Annotated in this window: 19 protein-coding genes, 2 tRNA genes and 4 rRNA genes; 12 read left to right on the forward strand and 13 right to left on the reverse strand. The window is 57.0% G+C overall.

The features are described from left to right. Positions 1–131 precede the first annotated feature (131 nt). Positions 132–356, reverse strand: a complete 225-nt coding sequence (locus VY732_RS00495) for a DUF1161 domain-containing protein (RefSeq protein WP_116028659.1) — start codon at positions 354–356, stop codon at positions 132–134. A 128-nt stretch (positions 357–484) separates the two neighbouring features. Further along, positions 485–700: a dodecin gene (locus tag VY732_RS00500; protein ID WP_007911688.1), complete on the reverse strand. Its 216-nt coding sequence runs from the start codon at positions 698–700 to the stop codon at positions 485–487. A 157-nt stretch (positions 701–857) separates the two neighbouring features. Here VY732_RS00500 and VY732_RS00505 point away from each other — a divergent pair, with 157 nt between their 5' ends. Beyond that, positions 858–1,184 carry a DUF883 family protein gene (locus VY732_RS00505; RefSeq protein WP_007911686.1) on the forward strand — a complete coding sequence of 109 codons (327 nt, stop codon included), beginning with the start codon at positions 858–860 and terminating at the stop codon, positions 1,182–1,184. On the opposite strand, the gene VY732_RS00510 is transcribed toward VY732_RS00505, so the two are convergent. Then, entirely contained in the window at positions 1,157–2,074 is a 918-nt protein-coding gene (locus VY732_RS00510; protein ID WP_034152276.1) for a LysR family transcriptional regulator, read from the reverse strand. The two genes, VY732_RS00505 and VY732_RS00510, sit on opposite strands and share 28 nt — an antisense overlap. Before the next feature lie 114 nt (positions 2,075–2,188). On the opposite strand from VY732_RS00510, the gene trpB reads away from it, so the two are divergent. The 3 genes from trpB (at position 2,189) to VY732_RS00525 (ending at position 4,826) form a co-directional block, all read left to right on the forward strand. Continuing rightward, positions 2,189–3,436, forward strand: a complete 1,248-nt coding sequence (gene trpB / locus VY732_RS00515) for a tryptophan synthase subunit beta (protein ID WP_077575227.1) — start codon at positions 2,189–2,191, stop codon at positions 3,434–3,436. Beyond that, on the forward strand, positions 3,436–4,248 hold the full coding sequence (gene trpA / locus VY732_RS00520) for a tryptophan synthase subunit alpha (RefSeq protein ID WP_137219441.1): 813 nt from the start codon (positions 3,436–3,438) through the stop codon (positions 4,246–4,248). Before trpB ends, trpA begins: the two co-directional genes overlap by 1 nt. A gap of 122 nt (positions 4,249–4,370) precedes the next feature. Continuing rightward, the gene (locus VY732_RS00525; RefSeq protein WP_331693353.1) at positions 4,371–4,826 is read left to right on the forward strand and encodes an anti-virulence regulator CigR family protein; all 456 of its coding nucleotides are present in this window, start codon (positions 4,371–4,373) and stop codon (positions 4,824–4,826) included. 47 nt (positions 4,827–4,873) lie between these two features. Here the strand turns inward: VY732_RS00525 and VY732_RS00530 are convergent, their stop codons facing one another. The 10 genes from VY732_RS00530 to VY732_RS00575 form a co-directional block, all read right to left on the reverse strand. Further along, a complete protein-coding gene (locus VY732_RS00530; protein ID WP_212620668.1) occupies positions 4,874–6,835 on the reverse strand; it encodes a DUF7844 domain-containing protein in 1,962 nt (653 codons plus the stop codon). Next, a complete protein-coding gene (locus VY732_RS00535; RefSeq protein ID WP_007911662.1) occupies positions 6,832–7,152 on the reverse strand; it encodes a DUF2388 domain-containing protein in 321 nt (106 codons plus the stop codon). Before VY732_RS00535 ends, VY732_RS00530 begins: the two co-directional genes overlap by 4 nt. A gap of 43 nt (positions 7,153–7,195) precedes the next feature. Continuing rightward, the gene (locus tag VY732_RS00540; RefSeq protein WP_077575231.1) at positions 7,196–7,513 is read right to left on the reverse strand and encodes a DUF2388 domain-containing protein; all 318 of its coding nucleotides are present in this window, start codon (positions 7,511–7,513) and stop codon (positions 7,196–7,198) included. A 107-nt stretch (positions 7,514–7,620) separates the two neighbouring features. Beyond that, positions 7,621–7,938, reverse strand: a complete 318-nt coding sequence (locus VY732_RS00545; protein ID WP_331693355.1) for a DUF2388 domain-containing protein — start codon at positions 7,936–7,938, stop codon at positions 7,621–7,623. 375 nt (positions 7,939–8,313) lie between these two features. Next, the gene (locus VY732_RS00550) at positions 8,314–8,529 is read right to left on the reverse strand and encodes a DUF1127 domain-containing protein (RefSeq protein ID WP_007911656.1); all 216 of its coding nucleotides are present in this window, start codon (positions 8,527–8,529) and stop codon (positions 8,314–8,316) included. A 321-nt stretch (positions 8,530–8,850) separates the two neighbouring features. Further along, complete coding sequence (locus VY732_RS00555) at positions 8,851–10,344, reverse strand: acetyl-CoA hydrolase/transferase family protein (RefSeq protein ID WP_134178487.1); 1,494 nt, start codon at positions 10,342–10,344, stop codon at positions 8,851–8,853. 214 nt (positions 10,345–10,558) lie between these two features. After that, entirely contained in the window at positions 10,559–11,992 is a 1,434-nt protein-coding gene (locus tag VY732_RS00560; RefSeq protein WP_008081130.1) for an NAD(P)(+) transhydrogenase (Re/Si-specific) subunit beta, read from the reverse strand. Beyond that, on the reverse strand, positions 11,992–12,312 hold the full coding sequence (locus VY732_RS00565) for an NAD(P) transhydrogenase subunit alpha (protein ID WP_003187417.1): 321 nt from the start codon (positions 12,310–12,312) through the stop codon (positions 11,992–11,994). Before VY732_RS00565 ends, VY732_RS00560 begins: the two co-directional genes overlap by 1 nt. 15 nt (positions 12,313–12,327) lie before the next feature. Further along, a complete protein-coding gene (locus VY732_RS00570; RefSeq protein ID WP_095119609.1) occupies positions 12,328–13,449 on the reverse strand; it encodes a Re/Si-specific NAD(P)(+) transhydrogenase subunit alpha in 1,122 nt (373 codons plus the stop codon). 434 nt (positions 13,450–13,883) lie between these two features. Then, on the reverse strand, positions 13,884–14,783 hold the full coding sequence (locus VY732_RS00575) for a LysR family transcriptional regulator (protein WP_331693369.1): 900 nt from the start codon (positions 14,781–14,783) through the stop codon (positions 13,884–13,886). A 158-nt stretch (positions 14,784–14,941) separates the two neighbouring features. Here VY732_RS00575 and VY732_RS00580 point away from each other — a divergent pair, with 158 nt between their 5' ends. From VY732_RS00580 to rrf (VY732_RS00615), 8 genes are all read left to right on the forward strand, one after another. Continuing rightward, positions 14,942–16,123 carry an acyl-CoA dehydrogenase gene (locus tag VY732_RS00580; RefSeq protein ID WP_007953903.1) on the forward strand — a complete coding sequence of 394 codons (1,182 nt, stop codon included), beginning with the start codon at positions 14,942–14,944 and terminating at the stop codon, positions 16,121–16,123. Positions 16,124–16,136: 13 nt separating this feature from the next. Continuing rightward, a complete protein-coding gene (locus tag VY732_RS00585) occupies positions 16,137–17,357 on the forward strand; it encodes a CaiB/BaiF CoA transferase family protein (protein WP_137219447.1) in 1,221 nt (406 codons plus the stop codon). 587 nt (positions 17,358–17,944) lie between these two features. Then, positions 17,945–19,481, forward strand: a 16S ribosomal RNA gene (locus VY732_RS00590). A gap of 81 nt (positions 19,482–19,562) precedes the next feature. Next, a tRNA-Ile gene (locus VY732_RS00595) sits at positions 19,563–19,639 on the forward strand. A gap of 30 nt (positions 19,640–19,669) precedes the next feature. Further along, positions 19,670–19,745 (forward strand) — tRNA-Ala (locus VY732_RS00600). A gap of 247 nt (positions 19,746–19,992) precedes the next feature. Beyond that, positions 19,993–22,886, forward strand: a 23S ribosomal RNA gene (locus VY732_RS00605). 150 nt (positions 22,887–23,036) lie between these two features. Then, a 5S ribosomal RNA gene (gene rrf, locus VY732_RS00610) occupies positions 23,037–23,152 on the forward strand. 107 nt (positions 23,153–23,259) lie between these two features. Beyond that, a 5S ribosomal RNA gene (rrf, locus tag VY732_RS00615) occupies positions 23,260–23,375 on the forward strand. Together the 16S, 23S and 5S rRNA genes with 2 tRNA genes alongside form the textbook arrangement of a ribosomal RNA operon. Positions 23,376–23,416: the final 41 nt, after the last annotated feature.

Raw genomic sequence — 23,416 nt, forward strand, 5'->3', positions numbered from 1 at the left:
CCTTTCCCCCTCGCCCCCCTGGGGGGAGAGGGCTGGGGTGAGGGGGTTCGATTTCAAATCCACCAAAAATCCCAAATCCCGGACACAAAAAAGCCGACGCCTTCACGTCGGCTTTTGCATTTCAGTCACGATCAACCGCGCTTGTAGACGATTTCCTTGGCGCCGCCCTCGCAGGAGCCAACGACTTTGCCGTCAGACGCTGCGCCCTTATCAACAATCTCCAGCGAATACCCGGAAACGCCCTTGGCATCCAGCTTCGCCGCAATCTCGCTTTTCAGCTCTTCACATGGCTTACCGGCAGCAAACGCACCACCCGCAAGGCTCAACAAACCTACTGCCAACATGAACTTCTTCATCGGTCGCACTCCCTGGTCGGATTGAAAGAGGCGGGCATCAGGTCATCCACCCGATGCACTCACCCTGTAGCGCTTTGCCATTCCTATGGCACTCGGCCAGCGCGCAAGTTCAGAAGACTAGACCAAACTCAGCTGCTGGCAATGCGGAAGCCGACTTTCAGCGTCACCTGAAAGTGCGCAGCCTTGCCGTCCTTGATGTGGCCACGGGTATCGACCACTTCAAACCACTCAAGATGCTTGATGCTCTTGTTGGCTTCGGCCAGCGCGTTGTTGATGGCGTCTTCGATGCTGCTGGCGGACGAACCGACCAGCTCGACTTTCTTGTACGTGTGATGGTCACTCATAACGATCTCCTTGGCGTGTGGAATTGAGACTAGCAGTGAATCTGCACTGTTGATTTCGGCGGCTTTGCGCAAGCGAAGTTCAGATTTTCTGCACTTTCTCAAACCGCTGAAGTCCCAACCAACACACGCCACTCATCACCAATGCAGGAGAGCCACCATGGCCAACACCTCTTTACGTAAAGCCTCGTTGCAAAGCATGGAAGCCGAGATCGAGAGTCTGCTCAAATCGTTGGAAAGCTTGAAGGACGACGCTTCGGACGAGTCGCGCAAGACCCTCAAGGCGCTGAAAAGCAATGCCGAAAGTGCGCTGAAACATTCGCGTCACCTGCTCAGCGATGCCTATGAAGAAGTCAAGGTTAAAACCCGTGAAACCGGGATCGCCACCCGTGATTACGCGCAGGAACATCCGTGGACGACGGCCGGTGTGGCGGTCGGTGCAATCGGTCTGCTCGCGGCTTACTTGCTGTTCAAGCGCGGCGAGTGATCGCTCTGGCGCAGCTCGTTCTTGAGCCATTGCGCCAGTTGCCGGGCGCGCCCGTCTGCGGCGCGCTTGGGTAGCCACAACGCCAGTTGCGCCGGGGTTTCACAGAAGCCCCATGGTGCAACCAGGCGACCGGCCTTCAAATCTTCTGTTACCAGCGGCTCCGGCGCGATGGCCACGCCAAGGCCTGCCACTGCTGCTTCCAGCAAGTAATACAAATGCTCGAAACCTTGCCCCAGCTTCAACGCTTTTGCGTCGAGTGCGTTCTGCTGCGCCCAACTCGGCCAGGCTTGCGGACGCGAAGTGGTGTGCAGCAGTGGTTCATTGAGCAGCGCCGAGGCTGGCGCGGTTTCCAAGCGCTGATAACCGCTGAACAGCGGACTCATGACCGGACCGATGCGTTCTGCGGCCAGTTCATAGACCTGCATGTCCGCAGGCCATGGTGGCTCGGCGAACAGCAGCAAAGCATCCAGTCCCGGACGTCGTGGATCGAGATCGCCTTCACCCGCCGACAGATGCAGGCGCAAATCCGGCAGATCGGCATTCAATCGCCCCAAGCGCGGGATAAACCAGCGCGCCAGCAGACTTCCCGAGCAACCCAGTACGAAAGGCGCATCCGCCGTGCTTTGCGTCAATTCCGCGCAAACACTGCGCAACCGGTCAAACGCCTCGCCACTGGCATCGCGCAAACGCATGCCGGCATCTGTGAGTTTCAAGCCGCGCCCATCCTTGACGAACAGACTGACGCCCAAGTGCTCTTCCAGCACTTTGAGCTGACGACTGACCGCGCCATGCGTGACGTGCAACTGCTCGGCAGCCTGGCTGACGCTGTTCAATCGGGCGGTCGCTTCGAACGCACGCAATGCGTTCAGCGGAGGAAGGTCGTGGCTCATGGTATCTGTGAGTTTTCCTGACAGGTTGTGGCGATCTTATCGGTTTTCAGTCTGGAACGTCAGGGGTAGAGTGGTCGTCATTGTCTTTTGACCCGAATTCACCTGGAGCGACTCATGACCCAGACTTCGAACACCTCTGATCTGCGTAACGGCCCGGACGATAACGGCCTGTTCGGCTCGTTCGGTGGCCGCTACGTGGCGGAAACCCTGATGCCGTTGATCCTCGATCTGGCCCGCGAATACGAAGCGGCCAAGGAAGATCCGGCATTCAAAGAAGAATTGGCCTACTTCCAGCGTGATTACGTCGGCCGTCCGAGTCCGCTGTATTTCGCTGAACGTCTGACCGAGTTCTGCGGCGGCGCCAAGATCTACCTCAAGCGCGAAGAGCTGAACCACACCGGCGCGCACAAGATTAACAACTGCATCGGCCAGATCCTGCTGGCGCGGCGGATGGGCAAGAAACGCATCATCGCCGAGACCGGCGCTGGCATGCACGGCGTGGCCACCGCCACCGTCGCTGCGCGTTTCGGTCTGGATTGCGTGATCTACATGGGCACCACTGACATCGAACGTCAGCAGGCCAACGTCTTCCGCATGAAGCTGCTGGGCGCTGAAGTGATTCCTGTGGTGGCCGGTACCGGCACCCTGAAAGACGCGATGAACGAAGCCCTGCGTGACTGGGTAACCAACGTCGACAACACCTTCTACCTGATCGGCACCGTGGCCGGCCCGCATCCTTACCCGGCGATGGTTCGCGACTTCCAGGCCGTGATCGGCAAGGAAACCCGTGATCAGTTGCAGGCTCAGGAAGGCCGTCTGCCGGACAGCCTGGTGGCGTGCATCGGTGGCGGTTCCAACGCGATGGGCCTGTTCCACCCGTTCCTCGACGACAAGAGCGTTGAGATCATCGGCGTTGAAGCCGCCGGTTACGGCATCGAAACCGGTAAGCATGCAGCCAGCCTGAATGGCGGTGTTCCGGGTGTGTTGCACGGTAACCGCACCTTCCTGCTGCAGGACGACGATGGCCAGATCATCGACGCTCACTCGATCTCCGCTGGCCTCGATTACCCCGGCATTGGTCCTGAGCACGCCTGGTTGCATGACATCGGCCGCGTTCAATACACCTCGGTGACCGACGACGAAGCCCTCGACGCGTTCCACAAATGCTGCCGCCTCGAAGGGATCATTCCTGCCCTGGAAAGCGCTCACGCTCTGGCTGAAGTGTTCAAACGTGCACCGAAGCTGCCGAAGGATCACCTGATGGTGGTCAACCTGTCGGGCCGTGGCGACAAAGACATGCAGACCGTCATGCACCATATGGAAAACTCTCAACAAGAGCCATCCAAGCAGGAGAAACACTGATGAGCCGCCTGCAAACCCGTTTTGCCGACCTCAAAGAACAGAACCGCGCCGCGCTGGTGACCTTCGTCACTGCCGGTGATCCGGACTACGACACTTCGCTGGCGATCCTCAAAGGCTTGCCGGGTGCTGGCGCCGATGTGATCGAGCTGGGCATGCCGTTTACCGACCCGATGGCCGACGGCCCGGCGATTCAACTGGCGAACATCCGTGCCTTGGGCGCCAAGCAGAACCTGGTGAAAACCCTGCAAATGGTTCGCGAGTTCCGCGAAGGCAACAGCGATACGCCGCTGGTACTGATGGGCTACTTCAATCCGATCCACATGTATGGCGTTGAACGCTTCATCGCTGACGCGAAAGAGGCCGGCGTCGATGGCCTGATCGTGGTCGACATGCCGCCTGAGCACAACGCTGAGCTGTGCGATCCGGCGCAGGCTGCCGGTCTGGACTTCATCCGTCTGACCACGCCGACCACTGACGACGCACGTCTGCCGAAGGTGCTCAATGGCAGCTCCGGTTTCGTTTACTACGTGTCGGTGGCCGGTGTCACCGGTGCTGGCGCCGCAACGCTGGAACACGTTGAGGAAGCGGTGACCCGTCTGCGTCGGCATACCGATCTGCCGATCAGCATCGGTTTTGGTATCCGTACGCCGGAGCAAGCAGCGTCCATCGCACGTCTGGCCGACGGCGTGGTGGTGGGCTCGGCGTTGATCGATCACATCGCCAATGCGACCACGCCTGCTCAAGCCGTCGACGGCGTATTGAGCTTGTGCTCGGCACTGTCGGAAGGCGTGCGTAAGGCCCGCGTCAGCTGAAGGTAAAGTTCCTGATACAGAGGAATTAGCGCTTCGAGGCACAGACTAAATGAGCAAGACCGAGGGATTCAGAACCAGGTTCTGAGTCCCTTTTTGCTGTTTGTGCCGTGAGGAAAGACCCGATGAAAATGCCGAAATGTCTGATAGCCGGACTGGGCGTGCTGTTGATCAGTGCGACTCCGCTGCTGGCCAGCGCTGATCAGCGCGACGATCACGACCACGGCGGCCCACAGCAGGGCCAGCACGATAACCGCGGCGACAATCACGGTGACGACCACCGTGGCCCACAGAATGATCACCGTGGTGGTCCGCCGCCTCACGACTTCGGGCCTTTACGCCAGACCATTCGTGACAATCATGGCTACTTTGTCCGCGGTGCGCCGCCACCTCCGGGGATTCATCTGGAGCGTGGGCGACCGTTGCCGCATGGCTATTACGGCGAGCGTCTGGATAATCGGGCGTTAGGTCGTTTGCCGGTGTATCCGGGCTACGAATGGCGTCGGGCGGGGGGCGATATCGTGCTGATCGCGGTGGGCACCGGGATCGTCTACGAAATTCTCGATGGCGTTTTGTATTGATCCGCAGGCAATAAAAAAGACCGCAGCCAATGGCTGCGGTCTTTTTTTCAGGGCAGTTCCAGTCCGCCGGAGGCCTTGTGCAGTTTGCGCAGATGCGCGCCAATCTGCTTCACGTTCTCTTCGCTGGCCGCAATCTCCGCAGCCCGCTTGGGCTCCAGCAACTTGCGCACTTCGGCGTCGAGATCACCCGACAGTGCCAGCAGCTTCTTCTGCCGCTGACTGCTCTCCGCTTCCAGTCGAGTGAACTCGGTCGGCTGTGGCAATCCGTAACCCTTGGCGTCGAGCAATTCCGCCGGACGGCTGAGGAACCCGCTATTGGCGAGGATTTCCTGCAAGGTCGCGTTGGCCTTGTCCATGCCGCCGTTTTCCAGCTCCCGCGCGCCGAGGTAGCGTTGCTTGACCTCATCCTGAGCCAGCAACAACTGGCGGCGATAACTCGCCTGCTCTAGCAACAATAACGCGGCGCTGGTGCGCAAGTCGGCGCGCTCAAACCACTCACGGCGTTCTTCGGCTGTCAGTGAAAGCCATTCTTCGACGGTGTTCTGCTTGATCGGCAATTGCTTCTTCAGCACATCGAACATCGCCTGATAGCGATCGCGGAACGAGTCGAAGCGATAGCCCAGACGCAAGGCTTCTTTCGGATCATCCAGCACACTGGTGTCCGCCAGACCACGGCCCTTCATCACTTCCAGCAAACCGTTGGGCATGATGCTGTCCAGACCCACGAACTGGTTGTTGTTACTGCCGCTGCGCAACAGTTTCAAACCTTCCACTGCACAGTTGTTGGAGAGGAAGAAGTAGTTGCCGTCATAGCTCCAGTGCATCTCGGCCGCATGCTCGACTACGCCTTCGATCTCGTCGCGGGACAGGTTCAGCGGCACCGAGGCGAGGCTGCGCAATTCGGTCTTGGTGTATTCGTCGATGACCTGCGCGAGCGGCAGTACGAACAGCCGTGATGGGTATTTGCCGACCAGTCCATCCCAGCTCGACAGCTGCACATCGCCGACGAAGGCGCGGTAGGACAACACCAGATGCTGGTCCAGATCGAGTCGGCAATCCGGCCCGCGCGGGCGGCCCGGTGCGCAGATCACCAGACGCAACATGCTGTGGCCCCAACGGCTGACCCAGTTCTGATTGGCCTCGGCCAGCAGATAGTCGACGGCATACACCCGCTCGGGATCGACCTGCCCCAAGGGTTGCTTGGCGAAGTCGTTGCCGGCATTGAGGAACGAGAAAGTTTTGCTGCAGGCGTCTTTGGCCGGCGGCGCCCAGCCGAAGTGCTCCTGGTAATAGCGATACAGCGCCGGGCGACGGCAGGCATAGCTCGGATCGAGGAGGAAGTACTCCATGTTGACCGCGACGAACTCCTTCGGGCTGGAGATTTCGTACAGGTCCGGGCTACGAGCGATCTGCCGGTTGTGTTGTTCGCGTTCACCACGACGACCGACGTATTGCTGCCAACCGGCGAGGTCGAGCAGGCGCGGATCATCGCTGAGGGTGAAGCGACGGCCGTTCTGGCCACGGCATTCATCGGGGATGCCGATCAGCCCGGCGCTGTTGAACCGTCGAGTGCAACGCTGGATCAGCGTGCGCTCGGCACTCGGCCACAGGCGCGCGCGATCATAAATGTGGGTGATTTCATGCAGCACCGTGGCGAGCAGTTCCTGACGCACAGTGCCGTGGGGGCGATTGGTTTTTTCTTTGGCTGCGCTGCCGTCAGTCAGGCTGGCGAGCAGTTTGCGATTCAGATCGAGTTCGGCCACCAGCGTGGCCTGGCCATAGGCGTTGCTCGGCATGTCGTCGGTCCAGCCGACATCGATGCGCCGATCCAGCCGCTCGATAAAGCTCGGCGGCAACTTTTGCATTGCCTCATCGATCAGCGCCTGGCTGGCCTGTTGTTGGGCGGGACTCAGACCGTCGGTCTTGAGCCGCAGTTGCAGGCCGGCGTGGGCGTTGTTGCCAAGCAGCAACAACGCCCCGGCCAGCAGCCAGGTGCCGAGTGACTTCACAGTGCGAGGATGGCTTCGGCGAGAACCTGATCACTGGCGTCGCGCGCTTCCGGCACACGGGTGCGCAGGGTATTGAGCGCGGCTTCCAGATGCGCGCCACGGATATCACCGTTAGTGGCAACGAAACTGGCAGCGTCGTCGTGGGCTTCGCGGATGATTTTCGAATCGCGAATCGACGTGGTGGTGTCGGAGGTGAAATCGATGGTGCGCTGGGAGGCACGAACGATGATGTTACTGGTGGCTACCAGGGTGTGCGCCTGGGCCACGTCGGCCAACAAAAACAGGCCAAGGGCGGCAGCAATCAGCGGGCTACGCATGGAACGACTCCGGAAGGGCAAGGATAACTGGGGTACAGGATAACTATTGGACGAGAATTGCTTCTGCCAGTTCAAGGTCGCTGACATGAAGTTTCGGCCGGGTTTTGCGCAGGTAATGCAACGCAGATTCCAGACGAGCACCTCGCCATTCACCGTCACTGGCAACAAATGCAGCCGCGTCATCATGGGCGGCGAGCAGCAGTTTACGGTCGAACGGTGCGGAAGACACCATGCTGGTGGCGTAACCACTGACGACGGTGCCTTGGGTCGACGCGTTGAAAGCATCAAAGGCATTGACCGGCGCCGTCCAGCAGGCGGTGAACAATACGGAGGGAATCAGTAGATTTGGAAGAAAGCGCATCGGACTCGGTAATTTTTGGTGAGCCCAAAGGCTAGCGCAATGCCCGGGCCAGAGCCAGCGCCGAAACATCGGGACACGACCGGCGTGTCCCGATGGGTACCTGGCGCTTAGATCGTCAGGATGGCCTGCGCCAGTTGTGCGTCAGTGGCTTGCAACTGTGGCGCATGGTGACGGATGTGATCCAGTGCGCTTTCCAGTTTCACCCCACGGATTTCACCTTCGCTGGCCACGAAGCTGGCAGCGTCGTCACGGGCGGCGAGGACGATTTTGTCGTCACGGAAGGATGAAGTCACATCGGACGTGGCGTCGGACGAGGATTTCAGAGCGCCGACAACGGCGTCGGTGGTCACGATGAAGCTGGTGGCGCTGGCGTTGGCAGCCACGGCCAACAGGGCGGCGGCACTGAGCAGGCGAAGACGGGACATGGTGTAACTCCTTTGGATAAACCGTAGAGAGAGGTGGCTCGGTATCTGAGGAGTCAGACGCCAGTGACACAGCATTCGCCACGTTCTGCGTGGATATTAGGCGCAGAACCCGATACCTAACCAGCATCCAGACGAAAAACTGTAGGAGCTGCCGAAGGCTGCGATCTTTTGCTTTGGATTTTCAAGATCAAAAGATCGCAGCCTTCGGCAGCTCCTACAATTGTAATGGTCTTATTTCGAATGATGTGAACTGTACTGGTATGGCTTTTTTAGAGCCAAAAACGACAAAACCCGTCGCGGTTTCCCACGACGGGTTTTGTTTGTTCAATTCGGGTTGCTGGCGGTGGGTCTAACGACCAGAGCCAGCGACGCTACTTAGCGCCAGAACGGCTTGCTCAGCTCTTCGTAGCGTTGTGCTTCGCTGATGCCGGCGTCAGCCAGCAGACGCGAATCCAGACGAGCCAGTTGGTGGCGGCTGGAGATGCGGCGCTGCCACAACATCAGGTTGGCGATAACGCGCAGAGGCAGGGAAGCCTGGGTGTTTACAGCTTTGTCTTCGAAGAACAGTTCGGAACTGAGTGTACGTTCCATGGTTGACATCCTTCCGCTTGTGGCGGGATCAGGTAGTGGTTTGACTGGTGCCCATGATCCTCTCGTTTGCCTAGTCTCTCTAGATACAGTTCAACTGTATTGTGAGTGACCAGTTAACTGTTTATAGGGGGTGTACGGGTCAAAATTGAGCAAACTGTACTTGTCCGCACTCAAGTGGTGCATTTTTGCTCGATTCACTCGGAAAAGTAGGTAAAGCCTGTAGGAAATGACCGGTACAGCAGTACAGTTTTTGTCAGGTAGGGAGGCTTAAAAAATCCGCCGACGCAAACTGTATTTGCGTCGGCGGTTTATCTGTGTGAATCAGACAGCGAGCATGCGCCCGGTTTCTTCCAGATTCATGTGCCAGCTCAGGGCTTCACGCAGGATGTGCGGGGTGTGACCACCGATTGCACAGGCCGCCGTGAAGTAATCGTTCAATGCCTGACGGAAATCAGGGTGAACACAGTTATCGATGATCACTCGCGCCCGTTCCCGTGGCGCCAAGCCGCGCAAGTCGGCCAGCCCAACTTCAGTCACCAGAATGTCGACATCATGCTCGGTATGGTCAACGTGGCTAACCATCGGCACCACACTGGAAATCGCGCCGCCCTTGGCGATCGACTTGGTCACGAACACCGCCAGGTGCGCGTTACGCGCGAAATCGCCAGAACCGCCGATGCCATTCATCATCCGCGTGCCACAGACGTGCGTGGAGTTGACGTTGCCGTAGATGTCGAACTCCAGCGCCGTGTTGATGCCGATGATGCCCAGGCGCCGCACCACCTCCGGATGGTTGGAGATCTCCTGCGGCCGCAGCACCAGTTTGTCCTTGTACTTCTCCAGATTGCCGAACACGTCGCTGTTGCGGCGCTCCGACAGGGTGATCGAGCTGCCCGAAGCAAAACTCAGCTTGCCGGCATCGATCAGGTCGAACGTCGAATCCTGCAGCACTTCGGAGTACATGGTCAGGTCTTCGAACGGCGAATCGATCAGGCCGCACATCACCGCGTTGGCAATGTTGCCGATCCCGGCCTGCAACGGGCCGAGCTTGTTGGTCATGCGCCCGGCGTCGACTTCCTGCTTGAAGAAGGTAATCAGGTGATCGGCGATGGCGTTGGTGTCGACGTCCGGCGACGACACGGTGGACGGCGAATCGGCCTGCTGGGTGATGACGATGGCGACAATCTTCTCCGGCGGAATCGGAATCGCGGTGCTGCCGATGCGGTCGTCGACTTTCACCAGCGGGATCGGCGTGCGCGTTGGGCGGTACGTCGGGATATAAATGTCGTGCAGGCCTTCGAGGTTGGCGTTGTGCGCCAGGTTGATCTCGACGATCACCTGTTTGGCGAAAATCGCGAAACTCGCCGAGTTGCCCACCGAGGTGGTCGGCACGATGTGGCCCTGTTCGGTGATGGCCACGGCTTCGATGACCGCGATGTCCGGCAGCTTCAGTTGCTGATTGCGCAGTTGCTCAACGGTTTCCGACAGGTGCTGATCGATGAACATCACCTGGCCGGCGTTGATCGCCTTGCGCAAAGTGCTGTCGACCTGGAACGGCATGCGCCGCGACAGTACGCCGGCCTCGGTCAGTTGCTTGTCGAGGTCGTTGCCCAGGCTGGCACCGGTCATCAGGCTGATCTTCAGCGGCGTGACCTTGGCGCGCTCGGCCAACGCGTGAGGGACGGCTTTGGCTTCGCCGGCGCGGGTGAAACCGCTCATGCCAACGGTCATGCCGTCCTCAATCAGAGCGGCTGCGTCGGCGGCGCTCATCACTTTGTCCAACAACGAAGGCAGGCGAATACGGTCACGGTACATGGATTATTATCTCGGGAAGCGAGTAGCAGGATGCGCAGTCTAGTGAATTTGACGGGCGCCTGTCCCGCTACCAAGGTCGCAAACGAGGCGTCTATTCAGCAGGTTTCAAGTAAAACACCGTTACTGGATCTGCAACAACGCGGCAAATTGTCCGACTGTTTGCGCAAACAGAAACGCCCCGACAAGTCGGGGCGTTCGGTGTTGCAGCGGGGAATTATTCGACCGCTTTAACCATGTCTTCGATGACTTTCTTCGCGTCGCCGAAGACCATCATGGTCTTGTCCAGATAGAACAGTTCGTTGTCCAGGCCGGCATAGCCGCTGGCCATCGAGCGCTTGTTGACGATGATGGTCTTGGCCTTGAACGCTTCGAGAATCGGCATGCCGGCAATCGGCGATTTCGGATCGTTCTTCGCGGCCGGGTTGACCACGTCGTTCGCGCCGAGCACCAACACCACGTCGGCCTGGCCGAACTCGGAGTTGATGTCTTCCATCTCGAACACCTGATCGTAAGGCACTTCGGCCTCGGCGAGCAGAACGTTCATGTGCCCCGGCATACGCCCGGCAACCGGGTGGATCGCGTACTTCACGGTCACACCACGGTGGGTCAGCTTCTCGGTCAGCTCTTTCAGCGCATGTTGTGCACGCGCTACTGCCAAGCCATAACCCGGCACGATGATCACGGTGTCGGCGTTGGTCAGCAGGAAAGTCGCGTCGTCAGCCGAACCGGATTTTACCGGGCGGGCTTCTTTCGCACCGGCAGGGCCTGCATCGGCTGTGTTGCCGAAACCGCCGAGCAGTACATTAAAGAAGGAACGGTTCATCGCCTTGCACATGATGTACGAGAGGATCGCACCGCTCGAACCCACCAGCGAACCGGCAATGATCAGCATCGAGTTGTTCAGCGAGAAGCCGATACCTGCCGCCGCCCAGCCCGAATAGCTGTTGAGCATCGACACCACGACCGGCATGTCTGCACCGCCAATCGGGATGATGATCAGCACGCCCATCACGAACGCCAGCGCCAGCATCAGCGCGAACGCGGTGAGGTTGCCGGTGAACATGAAGGTCAGGCCGAGTGCCAGCGTAGCCAGACCCAGCACGGCGTTCAGCTTGTGCTGACCGGTGAACTGTACCGGTGCGCCCTGGAACAGCCGGAACTTGTACTTGCCCGACAACTTGCCGAACGCAATCACCGAACCGGAGAAGGTGATTGCACCGATCGCCGCGCCGAGGAACAGCTCCAGACGATTGCCCGCCGGGATCGAGTCGCCCAACTGTTTAACGATGCCCAGCGATTGCGGCTCAACCACCGCAGCGATGGCGATGAAGACTGCCGCGAGGCCGATCATGCTGTGCATGAAGGCGACCAGTTCCGGCATCTTGGTCATTTCAACGCGCTTGGCCATGATCGAACCGGCCGTGCCGCCGACCAACAGGCCAACAATCACGTAGCCGATACCGGCAGTCGCGAGCTCAGCGCCGAGCTTATAGATGAGGCCGACGGTGGTGAGGATCGCCAACGCCATGCCGAGCATGCCGAACAGGTTGCCGCGCCGCGAGGTGGTCGGGTGCGACAGGCCTTTGAGGGCCTGGATAAAGCAGATCGACGCGATCAGGTAGAGCGTCGTGACGAGATTCATGCTCATTACTTCGGCGCCTCTTCTTTTACTTTCGGGGCTTTCTTCTTGAACATCTCAAGCATGCGGCGGGTGACCAGGAAGCCACCAAAGACGTTGACTGCAGCCAGTGCCACGGCGAGGGTGCCCATGGTTTTGCCCAGCGGCGTGACAGTTAGTGCCGCCGCGAGCATGGCGCCGACGATCACGATCGCCGAAATGGCGTTGGTCACCGCCATCAACGGCGTGTGCAGCGCAGGTGTAACGTTCCAGACCACGTGGTAACCGACATAAATCGCCAGCACGAAGATGATCAGGTTGTAGATACCGGGGGAGATAAGCTCTTCCATCGTCTGAATCCCTGCTTAGGCGTTTTTGCGGATGACTTGGCCGTCGCGGCACATCAGGCACGCGGCGACGATGTCGTCTTCGAGGTTGACGTCGAACTGGCCTTCTTTAGTGAAGACCAGCTTGAGGAAGTCCAGCAGGTTGCGTGCGTACAGTGCCGAGGCGTCTGCAGCGACTTCGCCGGCCAGGTTGGTCGGGCCGCAAATGGTCACGCCATTCTCGATCACGACTTGATCGGCCACGGTCAGCGGGCAGTTGCCACCCTGAGCGGCGGCGAGGTCGATGACCACCGAGCCCGGTTTCATCTGCGCCACGGTCTCCGCGCTTAACAGCGTCGGCGCCTTGCGGCCCGGAATCAGCGCGGTGGTGATGACGATATCAGCCTGCTTGGCGCGCTCGTGCACAGCCTGCGCCTGACGCTGCATCCAGCTCGCTGGCATTGGCCGCGCGTAACCGCCGACACCGACGGCGCATTCGCGCTCTTCATCGGTCTCGTACGGCACGTCGACGAACTTCGCGCCGAGGGATTCGATCTGCTCTTTTACCGCCGGACGTACGTCAGACGCTTCGATCACCGCACCCAGACGTTTCGCCGTGGCGATCGCCTGCAACCCGGCCACGCCGGCGCCAAGAATCAGCACGCGCGCCGCTTTCACGGTACCCGCAGCGGTCATCAGCATCGGCATGAAACGTGGATAGTGGTGAGCGGCCAGTAACACAGCCTTATAGCCGGCAATGTTCGCCTGCGACGACAGCACATCGAGACTCTGCGCGCGCGAGGTGCGCGGCGCCGCTTCGAGGGCGAACGCGGTAATGCCGCACTCGGCCATCTTCGCGATGGTTTCGTTGTTGAACGGGTTGAGCATGCCCACCAGCACCGTACCGCGCTTGATCAGCGTCAGTTCGGCATCGCTTGGGGCGACCACTTTGAGAATCAGCTCGGCGCCAAACGCGTCATTGGCACTGCCAATGGTTGCGCCTGCCGCTTCATAGGCACTGTCGACCACACTGGCTTTTACGCCGGCGCCGGTTTGCACAGTGACCTTATGACCTTGGCTGATCAGCTTTTTAATGGTTTCCGGGGTTGCAGCAACCCGTGTTTCACCGGTCTGGGTTTCGAGAGGAACACCAATGTGCACGTCAAATCTCCTGCGTGATCTTATTGAGTAAACCCATGCACTACGGATGGTGCGACTGGGGCGGCCGATCAGCACGATCCCGCCAAATCAGGGCGGGGCGCGGCATTTTGCAGGCGAACTTTATGCCCTTCAAGGGATTATGACGGGTGACGGAAAATTAACTACAAGTCATGCCGTGACCGAATGTCGCAGATGGCCAGCTGAATCCCTTGCAGGCCGTGCCTTGCAAGGATTCTGGCCGAATATGGAAAAATTTCTCATCGGTGACGTGAATAGGTACTAATGCGTCGCTGATGAAGGCTCAAAGCCACGTCGTCAGGCGCTTGTGGGACGTCTGTACGACTTTCGGATACAGTCTGTGCAATTGCGACAAATACTTATATCTGTAGGGCTTTTGATTTCCTGACTACGGGGTTAATTATCGCTGTGAGCCTTTACCCTTCAAGGCTGTAGCTCTGTGCCTGGGTTACCAGCCAGTCACGAAATGCCTTCAATGACGCTGATTCGACCTTTCGTTCGGGAATCATCAGGTAATAGGCCTTGATGCTCGAGAGTGCCTGGGAGTTGGCAATCACCAAGCGCTTCTCGGCCAGTTCACGTTGAATCAGGAACGGTGGAATCAGCGCAATGCCCATGTCGTGCATGGCGGCTTGGGCGAGCATGGAGAATAGCTCGTAGCGTGGACCTGTCATGTCGCGGGGGATATTCAGGTGTTGTGAGTTGAACCATTGGCGCCAGGCATAAGGGCGGGTGGTCTGCTGCAACAAAGGTAGCTCGGCGATTGCCTCGGCTGTCAGATGTGTCTTGTCACCGAGTAGGGCCGGGCTGCACACCGCCATCGGATTCTCGCCCATCAGTCTGTGGGATTCGGTGCCCGACCAGTCGGCATCGCCGAAGTAGATCGCTGCATCGAACTCGGTATCGGCAAACAGGAAGGGGCGAGTGCGGTTGGTCAGGTTGACGGTGACCTTCGGGTGTTTGAGCTGGAAATCCTTGAGCCGTGGCAGCAGCCATTGCGTGCCGAACGTCGGCACTACCGCCAGTTCGATCACATTCGTGCCTTGCTGGCCCATCACTGAAAGTGTGTCGCGCTCAACCGCATCAAGTTGCGTGGCGACGCGGCGGCTGTAGGAAAGTCCTGCTTCGGTCAGTTTCACTCCGCGTCGCGAGCGTCGGAACAGTTCCACGCTGAGGAACTCCTCTAGGCTGGCGATCTGTCGGCAAATGGCGCCTTGGGTGAGGGAAAGTTCTTCAGCGGCGCGGGTAAAGCTCTCGTGACGCGCGGCGGCCTCGAAACTGATCAGTGCTGTGGTGCTGGGGATCTTCCTGCGCATGTACATCAACCTCACTAATGCGCCGCATAAAAGGCATTTCGCGACGTTTCGGAGTGAGAAATTAGCACAACAGAATGCGAAATCCTCGTTTGCCGCGACGGCGAACCGCGCCTACGATCAATGCCACGTTAATTCACCCGATTTGCGAGGACACACTCATGGGCGGTAAAGCTAGCTTCAACTGGATCGATCCCCTGCTGCTGGATCAACAGCTCACTGAAGAGGAGCGCATGATCCGCGACACCGCCGAGCAGTTCGCTCAACAGAGCCTCGCACCGCGTGTTCTCGAAGCTTTCCGTCATGAGAAGACTGACCCGGCGATCTTCCGCGAGATGGGCGAAGTCGGCCTGTTGGGCGCGACCATCCCTGAGCAGTACGGCGGCAGCGGTCTGAACTATGTCAGCTACGGTCTGATTGCCCGTGAAGTCGAGCGTGTCGACTCCGGCTACCGCTCGATGATGAGCGTGCAGTCTTCCTTGGTCATGGTGCCGATCAACGAATTCGGCACTGAAGCACAGAAGCAGAAATACCTGCCGAAGCTGGCTTCCGGCGAGTGGATCGGCTGCTTCGGCCTGACCGAGCCAAACCACGGTTCCGATCCGGGCGCGATGATTACCCGTGCACGTAAAGTCGACGGTGGCTACAGCCTGACCGGCGCGAAGATGTGGATCACCAACAGCCCGATCGCCGATGTGTTCGTGGTCTGGGCCAAAGACGATGCTGGCGACATCCGTGGTTTCGTACTGGAGAAGGGCTGGAAAGGCCTGAGCGCTCCGGCGATTCACGGTAAGGTCGGTCTGCGCGCGTCGATCACCGGTGAGATCGTCATGGACAACGTGTTCGTGCCGGAAGAGAACATCTTCCCGGACGTGCGTGGTCTGAAAGGTCCGTTCACCTGCCTCAACTCCGCGCGTTATGGCATCTCCTGGGGTGCACTGGGCGCTGCCGAATTCTGCTGGCACACCGCTCGCCAATACACACTGGATCGTCAACAATTCGGTCGCCCATTGGCCGCTACTCAGTTGATCCAGAAGAAACTGGCCGACATGCAGACCGAGATCACGCTGGCGCTGCAAGGCTGCCTGCGTCTGGGTCGCATGAAGGATGAAGGCACGGCTGCGGTCGAAATCACGTCGATCATGAAGCGCAACTCCTGCGGCAAGTCGCTGGACATCGCCCGCATGGCTCGCGACATGCTCGGTGGTAACGGTATCTCCGATGAATTCGGCGTGGCCCGTCATCTGGTCAACCTGGAAGTGGTGAATACCTATGAAGGTACCCACGACGTCCACGCGCTGATCCTTGGCCGTGCGCAAACCGGTCTGCAGGCGTTCTATTAATAGGAGAGCGACCATGGGCGCGCTGTCGCATCTGCGGGTATTGGATTTATCGCGCGTGTTGGCCGGGCCGTGGGCCGGGCAGATCCTTGCCGACCTTGGCGCCGAGGTGATCAAGGTCGAGCGCCCGGGCAATGGTGACGACACTCGCGCCTGGGGGCCGCCCTTCCTTAAAGACGCTTATGGCGAGAATACGTCAGAAGCGGCCTATTACCTGTCGGCGAACCGCAACAAGCAATCGGTGACCATCGACTTCACTCGCCCTGAGGGTCAGAAGCTGGTGAGAGAGCTGGCGGCGAAGTCGGACATCCTCATCGAGAACTTCAAGGTCGGTGGTCTGGCGGCTTATGGGCTGGACTATGAGTCGCTGAAGGCGATCAATCCAAACCTGATCTATTGCTCGATTACCGGGTTCGGCCAGACCGGGCCGTATGCCAAGCGTGCCGGCTATGACTTCATGATTCAGGGGCTGGGAGGGCTGATGAGCCTGACCGGTCGTCCCGAGGGTGATGAAGGTGCCGGGCCGGTGAAGGTGGGTGTGGCGTTGACGGATATCCTCACCGGTCTGTATTCGACGGTGGCGATTCTGGCGGCGCTGGCTCATCGCGATCACGACGGTGGTGGTCAGCACATCGATATGGCTTTGCTGGATGTGCAGGTTGCGTGTCTGGCTAACCAGGCGATGAACTACCTGACGACGGGCAATGCCCCGAAGCGCCTGGGCAATGCGCATCCGAACATCGTGCCTTATCAGGACTTTCCTACGGCTGATGGTGATTTCATTCTTACCGTGGGTAATGACGGGCAGTTCCGCAAGTTTGCTGAAGTGGCAGGGCAGCCGCAGTGGGCAGACGATCCGCGCTTCGTTACTAATAAGCAGCGAGTGGCCAATCGGGCGGTGTTGATTCCGCTGATTCGTCAGGCGACGGTGTTCAAGACAACTGGCGAATGGGTCGCTGAGCTGGAGCAAGCGGGTGTCCCTTGTGGGCCGATCAACGATCTGTCGCAGGTGTTTGAGGATCCGCAGGTAAAAGCGCGCGGCCTGGCGATAGAGCTGCCGCATGCGTTGGCTGGGATGGTGCCCCAAGTGGCTAGCCCGATTCGCCTGTCGCAGACACCGGTTGAATATCGCCGGGCGCCTCCTTTATTGGGTGAGCATACGCTGGAGGTTCTGCAGAGTGTGCTGGGCCTGGGGGCGGGTGCGGTGGCTGAGTTGAAGGCGGCTGGGGTGCTCTGACAATCCCTTCTATATAGAAGGGATCGTGTTTTCTAGCTATATATGGAGGTTTCTGGTCGCTTTTTAACCAATCTGCAAGTGATTGAAAGAAAAGCGAAATTAACAGTTGACGACAGATTTCAGATGTCTATAATTCGCCCCACTTCCGGCGCAGTCGAAACGGAAAACTCCTTGAGATTCAATGAGTTATGTAGGTTTCGTCAGCAAGTTGCTTCAGTTCATCGAAGCCGAAAGGAAGTTGAAAAAGAGGTGTTGACAGCAGCGTGTAACGCTGTAGAATTCGCCTCCCGCTGACGAGAGATCGGAAGCGCAAGTGGTTGAAGTTGTTGAAGAATTCTTCGAAAACTTCTGAAAATAATCACTTGACAGCAAATGAGGCTGCTGTAGAATGCGCGCCTCGGTTGAGACGAAAGATCTTAACCAACCGCTCTTTAACAACTGAATCAAGCAATTCGTGTGGGTGCTTGTGGAGTCAGACTGATAGTCAACAAGATTATCAGCATCACAAGTTACTCCGCGAGAAATCAAAGATGTAACCAACGATTGCTGAGCCAAGTTTAGGGTTTCTTAAAAACCCAAAGATGTTTGAACTGAAGAGTTTGATCATGGCTCAGATTGAACGCTGGCGGCAGGCCTAACACATGCAAGTCGAGCGGATGACAGGAGCTTGCTCCTGAATTCAGCGGCGGACGGGTGAGTAATGCCTAGGAATCTGCCTGGTAGTGGGGGACAACGTTTCGAAAGGAACGCTAATACCGCATACGTCCTACGGGAGAAAGCAGGGGACCTTCGGGCCTTGCGCTATCAGATGAGCCTAGGTCGGATTAGCTAGTTGGTGAGGTAATGGCTCACCAAGGCGACGATCCGTAACTGGTCTGAGAGGATGATCAGTCACACTGGAACTGAGACACGGTCCAGACTCCTACGGGAGGCAGCAGTGGGGAATATTGGACAATGGGCGAAAGCCTGATCCAGCCATGCCGCGTGTGTGAAGAAGGTCTTCGGATTGTAAAGCACTTTAAGTTGGGAGGAAGGGTTGTAGATTAATACTCTGCAATTTTGACGTTACCGACAGAATAAGCACCGGCTAACTCTGTGCCAGCAGCCGCGGTAATACAGAGGGTGCAAGCGTTAATCGGAATTACTGGGCGTAAAGCGCGCGTAGGTGGTTCGTTAAGTTGGATGTGAAATCCCCGGGCTCAACCTGGGAACTGCATTCAAAACTGTCGAGCTAGAGTATGGTAGAGGGTGGTGGAATTTCCTGTGTAGCGGTGAAATGCGTAGATATAGGAAGGAACACCAGTGGCGAAGGCGACCACCTGGACTGATACTGACACTGAGGTGCGAAAGCGTGGGGAGCAAACAGGATTAGATACCCTGGTAGTCCACGCCGTAAACGATGTCAACTAGCCGTTGGGAGCCTTGAGCTCTTAGTGGCGCAGCTAACGCATTAAGTTGACCGCCTGGGGAGTACGGCCGCAAGGTTAAAACTCAAATGAATTGACGGGGGCCCGCACAAGCGGTGGAGCATGTGGTTTAATTCGAAGCAACGCGAAGAACCTTACCAGGCCTTGACATCCAATGAACTTTCCAGAGATGGATTGGTGCCTTCGGGAACATTGAGACAGGTGCTGCATGGCTGTCGTCAGCTCGTGTCGTGAGATGTTGGGTTAAGTCCCGTAACGAGCGCAACCCTTGTCCTTAGTTACCAGCACGTCATGGTGGGCACTCTAAGGAGACTGCCGGTGACAAACCGGAGGAAGGTGGGGATGACGTCAAGTCATCATGGCCCTTACGGCCTGGGCTACACACGTGCTACAATGGTCGGTACAAAGGGTTGCCAAGCCGCGAGGTGGAGCTAATCCCATAAAACCGATCGTAGTCCGGATCGCAGTCTGCAACTCGACTGCGTGAAGTCGGAATCGCTAGTAATCGTGAATCAGAATGTCACGGTGAATACGTTCCCGGGCCTTGTACACACCGCCCGTCACACCATGGGAGTGGGTTGCACCAGAAGTAGCTAGTCTAACCTTCGGGAGGACGGTTACCACGGTGTGATTCATGACTGGGGTGAAGTCGTAACAAGGTAGCCGTAGGGGAACCTGCGGCTGGATCACCTCCTTAATCGACGACATCAGCTGCTCCATAAGTTCCCACACGAATTGCTTGATTCATTGAAGAAGACGAAAGAAGCAGCCCGAAATTGGGTCTGTAGCTCAGTTGGTTAGAGCGCACCCCTGATAAGGGTGAGGTCGGCAGTTCGAATCTGCCCAGACCCACCAATTTTGTGTGGGAAACGCCTGTAGAAATACGGGGCCATAGCTCAGCTGGGAGAGCGCCTGCCTTGCACGCAGGAGGTCAACGGTTCGATCCCGTTTGGCTCCACCACTACTGCTTCTGAAGTTTGAAAGCTTAGAAATGAGCATTCCATCGTTGTGATGATGAATGTTGATTTCTAGTCTTTGACTAGTTCGTTCTTTAAAAATTTGGGTATGTGATAGAAAGATAGACTGAACGTTACTTTCACTGGTAACGGATCAGGCTAAGGTAAAATTTGTGAGTTCTCTTAATTGAGAAATTCGAATTTTCGGCGAATGTCGTCTTCACAGTATAACCAGATTGCTTGGGGTTATATGGTCAAGTGAAGAAGCGCATACGGTGGATGCCTTGGCAGTCAGAGGCGATGAAAGACGTGGTAGCCTGCGAAAAGCTTCGGGGAGTCGGCAAACAGACTTTGATCCGGAGATGTCTGAATGGGGGAACCCAGCCATCATAAGATGGTTATCTTGTACTGAATACATAGGTGCAAGAGGCGAACCAGGGGAACTGAAACATCTAAGTACCCTGAGGAAAAGAAATCAACCGAGATTCCCTTAGTAGTGGCGAGCGAACGGGGACTAGCCCTTAAGTGGCTTTGAGATTAGCGGAACGCTCTGGAAAGTGCGGCCATAGTGGGTGATAGCCCTGTACGCGAAAATCTCTTAGTCATGAAATCGAGTAGGACGGAGCACGAGAAACTTTGTCTGAATATGGGGGGACCATCCTCCAAGGCTAAATACTACTGACTGACCGATAGTGAACTAGTACCGTGAGGGAAAGGCGAAAAGAACCCCGGAGAGGGGAGTGAAATAGATCCTGAAACCGTATGCGTACAAGCAGTGGGAGCAGACTTTGTTCTGTGACTGCGTACCTTTTGTATAATGGGTCAGCGACTTATTTTCAGTGGCGAGCTTAACCGAATAGGGGAGGCGTAGCGAAAGCGAGTCTTAATAGGGCGTCTAGTCGCTGGGAATAGACCCGAAACCGGGCGATCTATCCATGGGCAGGTTGAAGGTTGGGTAACACTAACTGGAGGACCGAACCGACTACCGTTGAAAAGTTAGCGGATGACCTGTGGATCGGAGTGAAAGGCTAATCAAGCTCGGAGATAGCTGGTTCTCCTCGAAAGCTATTTAGGTAGCGCCTCATGTATCACTGTAGGGGGTAGAGCACTGTTTCGGCTAGGGGGTCATCCCGACTTACCAAACCGATGCAAACTCCGAATACCTACAAGTGCCGAGCATGGGAGACACACGGCGGGTGCTAACGTCCGTCGTGAAAAGGGAAACAACCCAGACCGTCAGCTAAGGTCCCAAAGTTATGGTTAAGTGGGAAACGATGTGGGAAGGCTTAGACAGCTAGGAGGTTGGCTTAGAAGCAGCCACCCTTTAAAGAAAGCGTAATAGCTCACTAGTCGAGTCGGCCTGCGCGGAAGATGTAACGGGGCTCAAACCATACACCGAAGCTACGGGTATCATCTTCTGATGATGCGGTAGAGGAGCGTTCTGTAAGCCTGTGAAGGTGAGTTGAGAAGCTTGCTGGAGGTATCAGAAGTGCGAATGCTGACATGAGTAACGACAATGGGTGTGAAAAACACCCACGCCGAAAGACCAAGGTTTCCTGCGCAACGTTAATCGACGCAGGGTTAGTCGGTCCCTAAGGCGAGGCTGAAAAGCGTAGTCGATGGAAAACAGGTTAATATTCCTGTACTTCTGGTTATTGCGATGGAGGGACGGAGAAGGCTAGGCCAGCTTGGCGTTGGTTGTCCAAGTTTAAGGTGGTAGGCTGAGATCTTAGGTAAATCCGGGATCTTAAGGCCGAGAGCTGATGACGAGTGTTCTTTTAGAACACGAAGTGGTTGATGCCATGCTTCCAAGAAAAGCTTCTAAGCTTCAGGTAACCAGGAACCGTACCCCAAACCGACACAGGTGGTTGGGTAGAGAATACCAAGGCGCTTGAGAGAACTCGGGTGAAGGAACTAGGCAAAATGGCACCGTAACTTCGGGAGAAGGTGCGCCGGTGAGGGTGAAGGACTTGCTCCGTAAGCTCATGCCGGTCGAAGATACCAGGCCGCTGCGACTGTTTATTAAAAACACAGCACTCTGCAAACACGAAAGTGGACGTATAGGGTGTGACGCCTGCCCGGTGCCGGAAGGTTAATTGATGGGGTTAGCTAACGCGAAGCTCTTGATCGAAGCCCCGGTAAACGGCGGCCGTAACTATAACGGTCCTAAGGTAGCGAAATTCCTTGTCGGGTAAGTTCCGACCTGCACGAATGGCGTAACGATGGCGGCGCTGTCTCCACCCGAGACTCAGTGAAATTGAAATCGCTGTGAAGATGCAGTGTATCCGCGGCTAGACGGAAAGACCCCGTGAACCTTTACTATAGCTTTGCACTGGACTTTGAATTTGCTTGTGTAGGATAGGTGGGAGGCTTTGAAGCGTGGACGCCAGTTCGCGTGGAGCCATCCTTGAAATACCACCCTGGCAACTTTGAGGTTCTAACTCAGGTCCGTTATCCGGATCGAGGACAGTGTATGGTGGGTAGTTTGACTGGGGCGGTCTCCTCCTAAAGAGTAACGGAGGAGTACGAAGGTGCGCTCAGACCGGTCGGAAATCGGTCGTAGAGTATAAAGGCAAAAGCGCGCTTGACTGCGAGACAGACACGTCGAGCAGGTACGAAAGTAGGTCTTAGTGATCCGGTGGTTCTGTATGGAAGGGCCATCGCTCAACGGATAAAAGGTACTCCGGGGATAACAGGCTGATACCGCCCAAGAGTTCATATCGACGGCGGTGTTTGGCACCTCGATGTCGGCTCATCACATCCTGGGGCTGAAGCCGGTCCCAAGGGTATGGCTGTTCGCCATTTAAAGTGGTACGCGAGCTGGGTTTAGAACGTCGTGAGACAGTTCGGTCCCTATCTGCCGTGGACGTTTGAGATTTGAGAGGGGCTGCTCCTAGTACGAGAGGACCGGAGTGGACGAACCTCTGGTGTTCCGGTTGTCACGCCAGTGGCATTGCCGGGTAGCTATGTTCGGGAAAGATAACCGCTGAAAGCATCTAAGCGGGAAACTTGCCTCAAGATGAGATCTCACTGGAACCTTGAGTTCCCTGAAGGGCCGTCGAAGACTACGACGTTGATAGGTTGGGTGTGTAAGCGCTGTGAGGCGTTGAGCTAACCAATACTAATTGCCCGTGAGGCTTGACCATATAACACCCAAGCAATTTGCGTCGAAAGGCCAAGTTGCGGTGTGTGAAGACGAAACGAACCGAAAGTTCGATGTTCACAAACACCGAAAGCTGTCACATACCCGATTTGCTGAAGCGAGGCCATCTGGTCACGACTCAGTACCCGAATTTCTTGACGACCATAGAGCGTTGGAACCACCTGATCCCATCCCGAACTCAGCAGTGAAACGATGCATCGCCGATGGTAGTGTGGGGTTTCCCCATGTGAGAGTAGGTCATCGTCAAGATTAAATTCCGAAACCCCTGTCTGCTAACGCAGTCAGGGGTTTTGTTTTAGTAGAAACATCCGTTTTTGCTGGCTTGTTACCGTGTTGACGGGCCAGATACAGAATTTCTTGACGACCATAGAGCGTTGGAACCACCTGATCCCATCCCGAACTCAGCAGTGAAACGATGCATCGCCGATGGTAGTGTGGGGTTTCCCCATGTGAGAGTAGGTCATCGTCAAGATTGAATTCCGAAACCCCTGTCTGCTAACGCAGACAGGGGTT

It is taken from the genome of Pseudomonas sp. ZY71 (assembly GCF_036542145.1).
Taxonomy (GTDB): Bacteria; Pseudomonadota; Gammaproteobacteria; order Pseudomonadales; family Pseudomonadaceae; genus Aquipseudomonas; species Aquipseudomonas koreensis_A.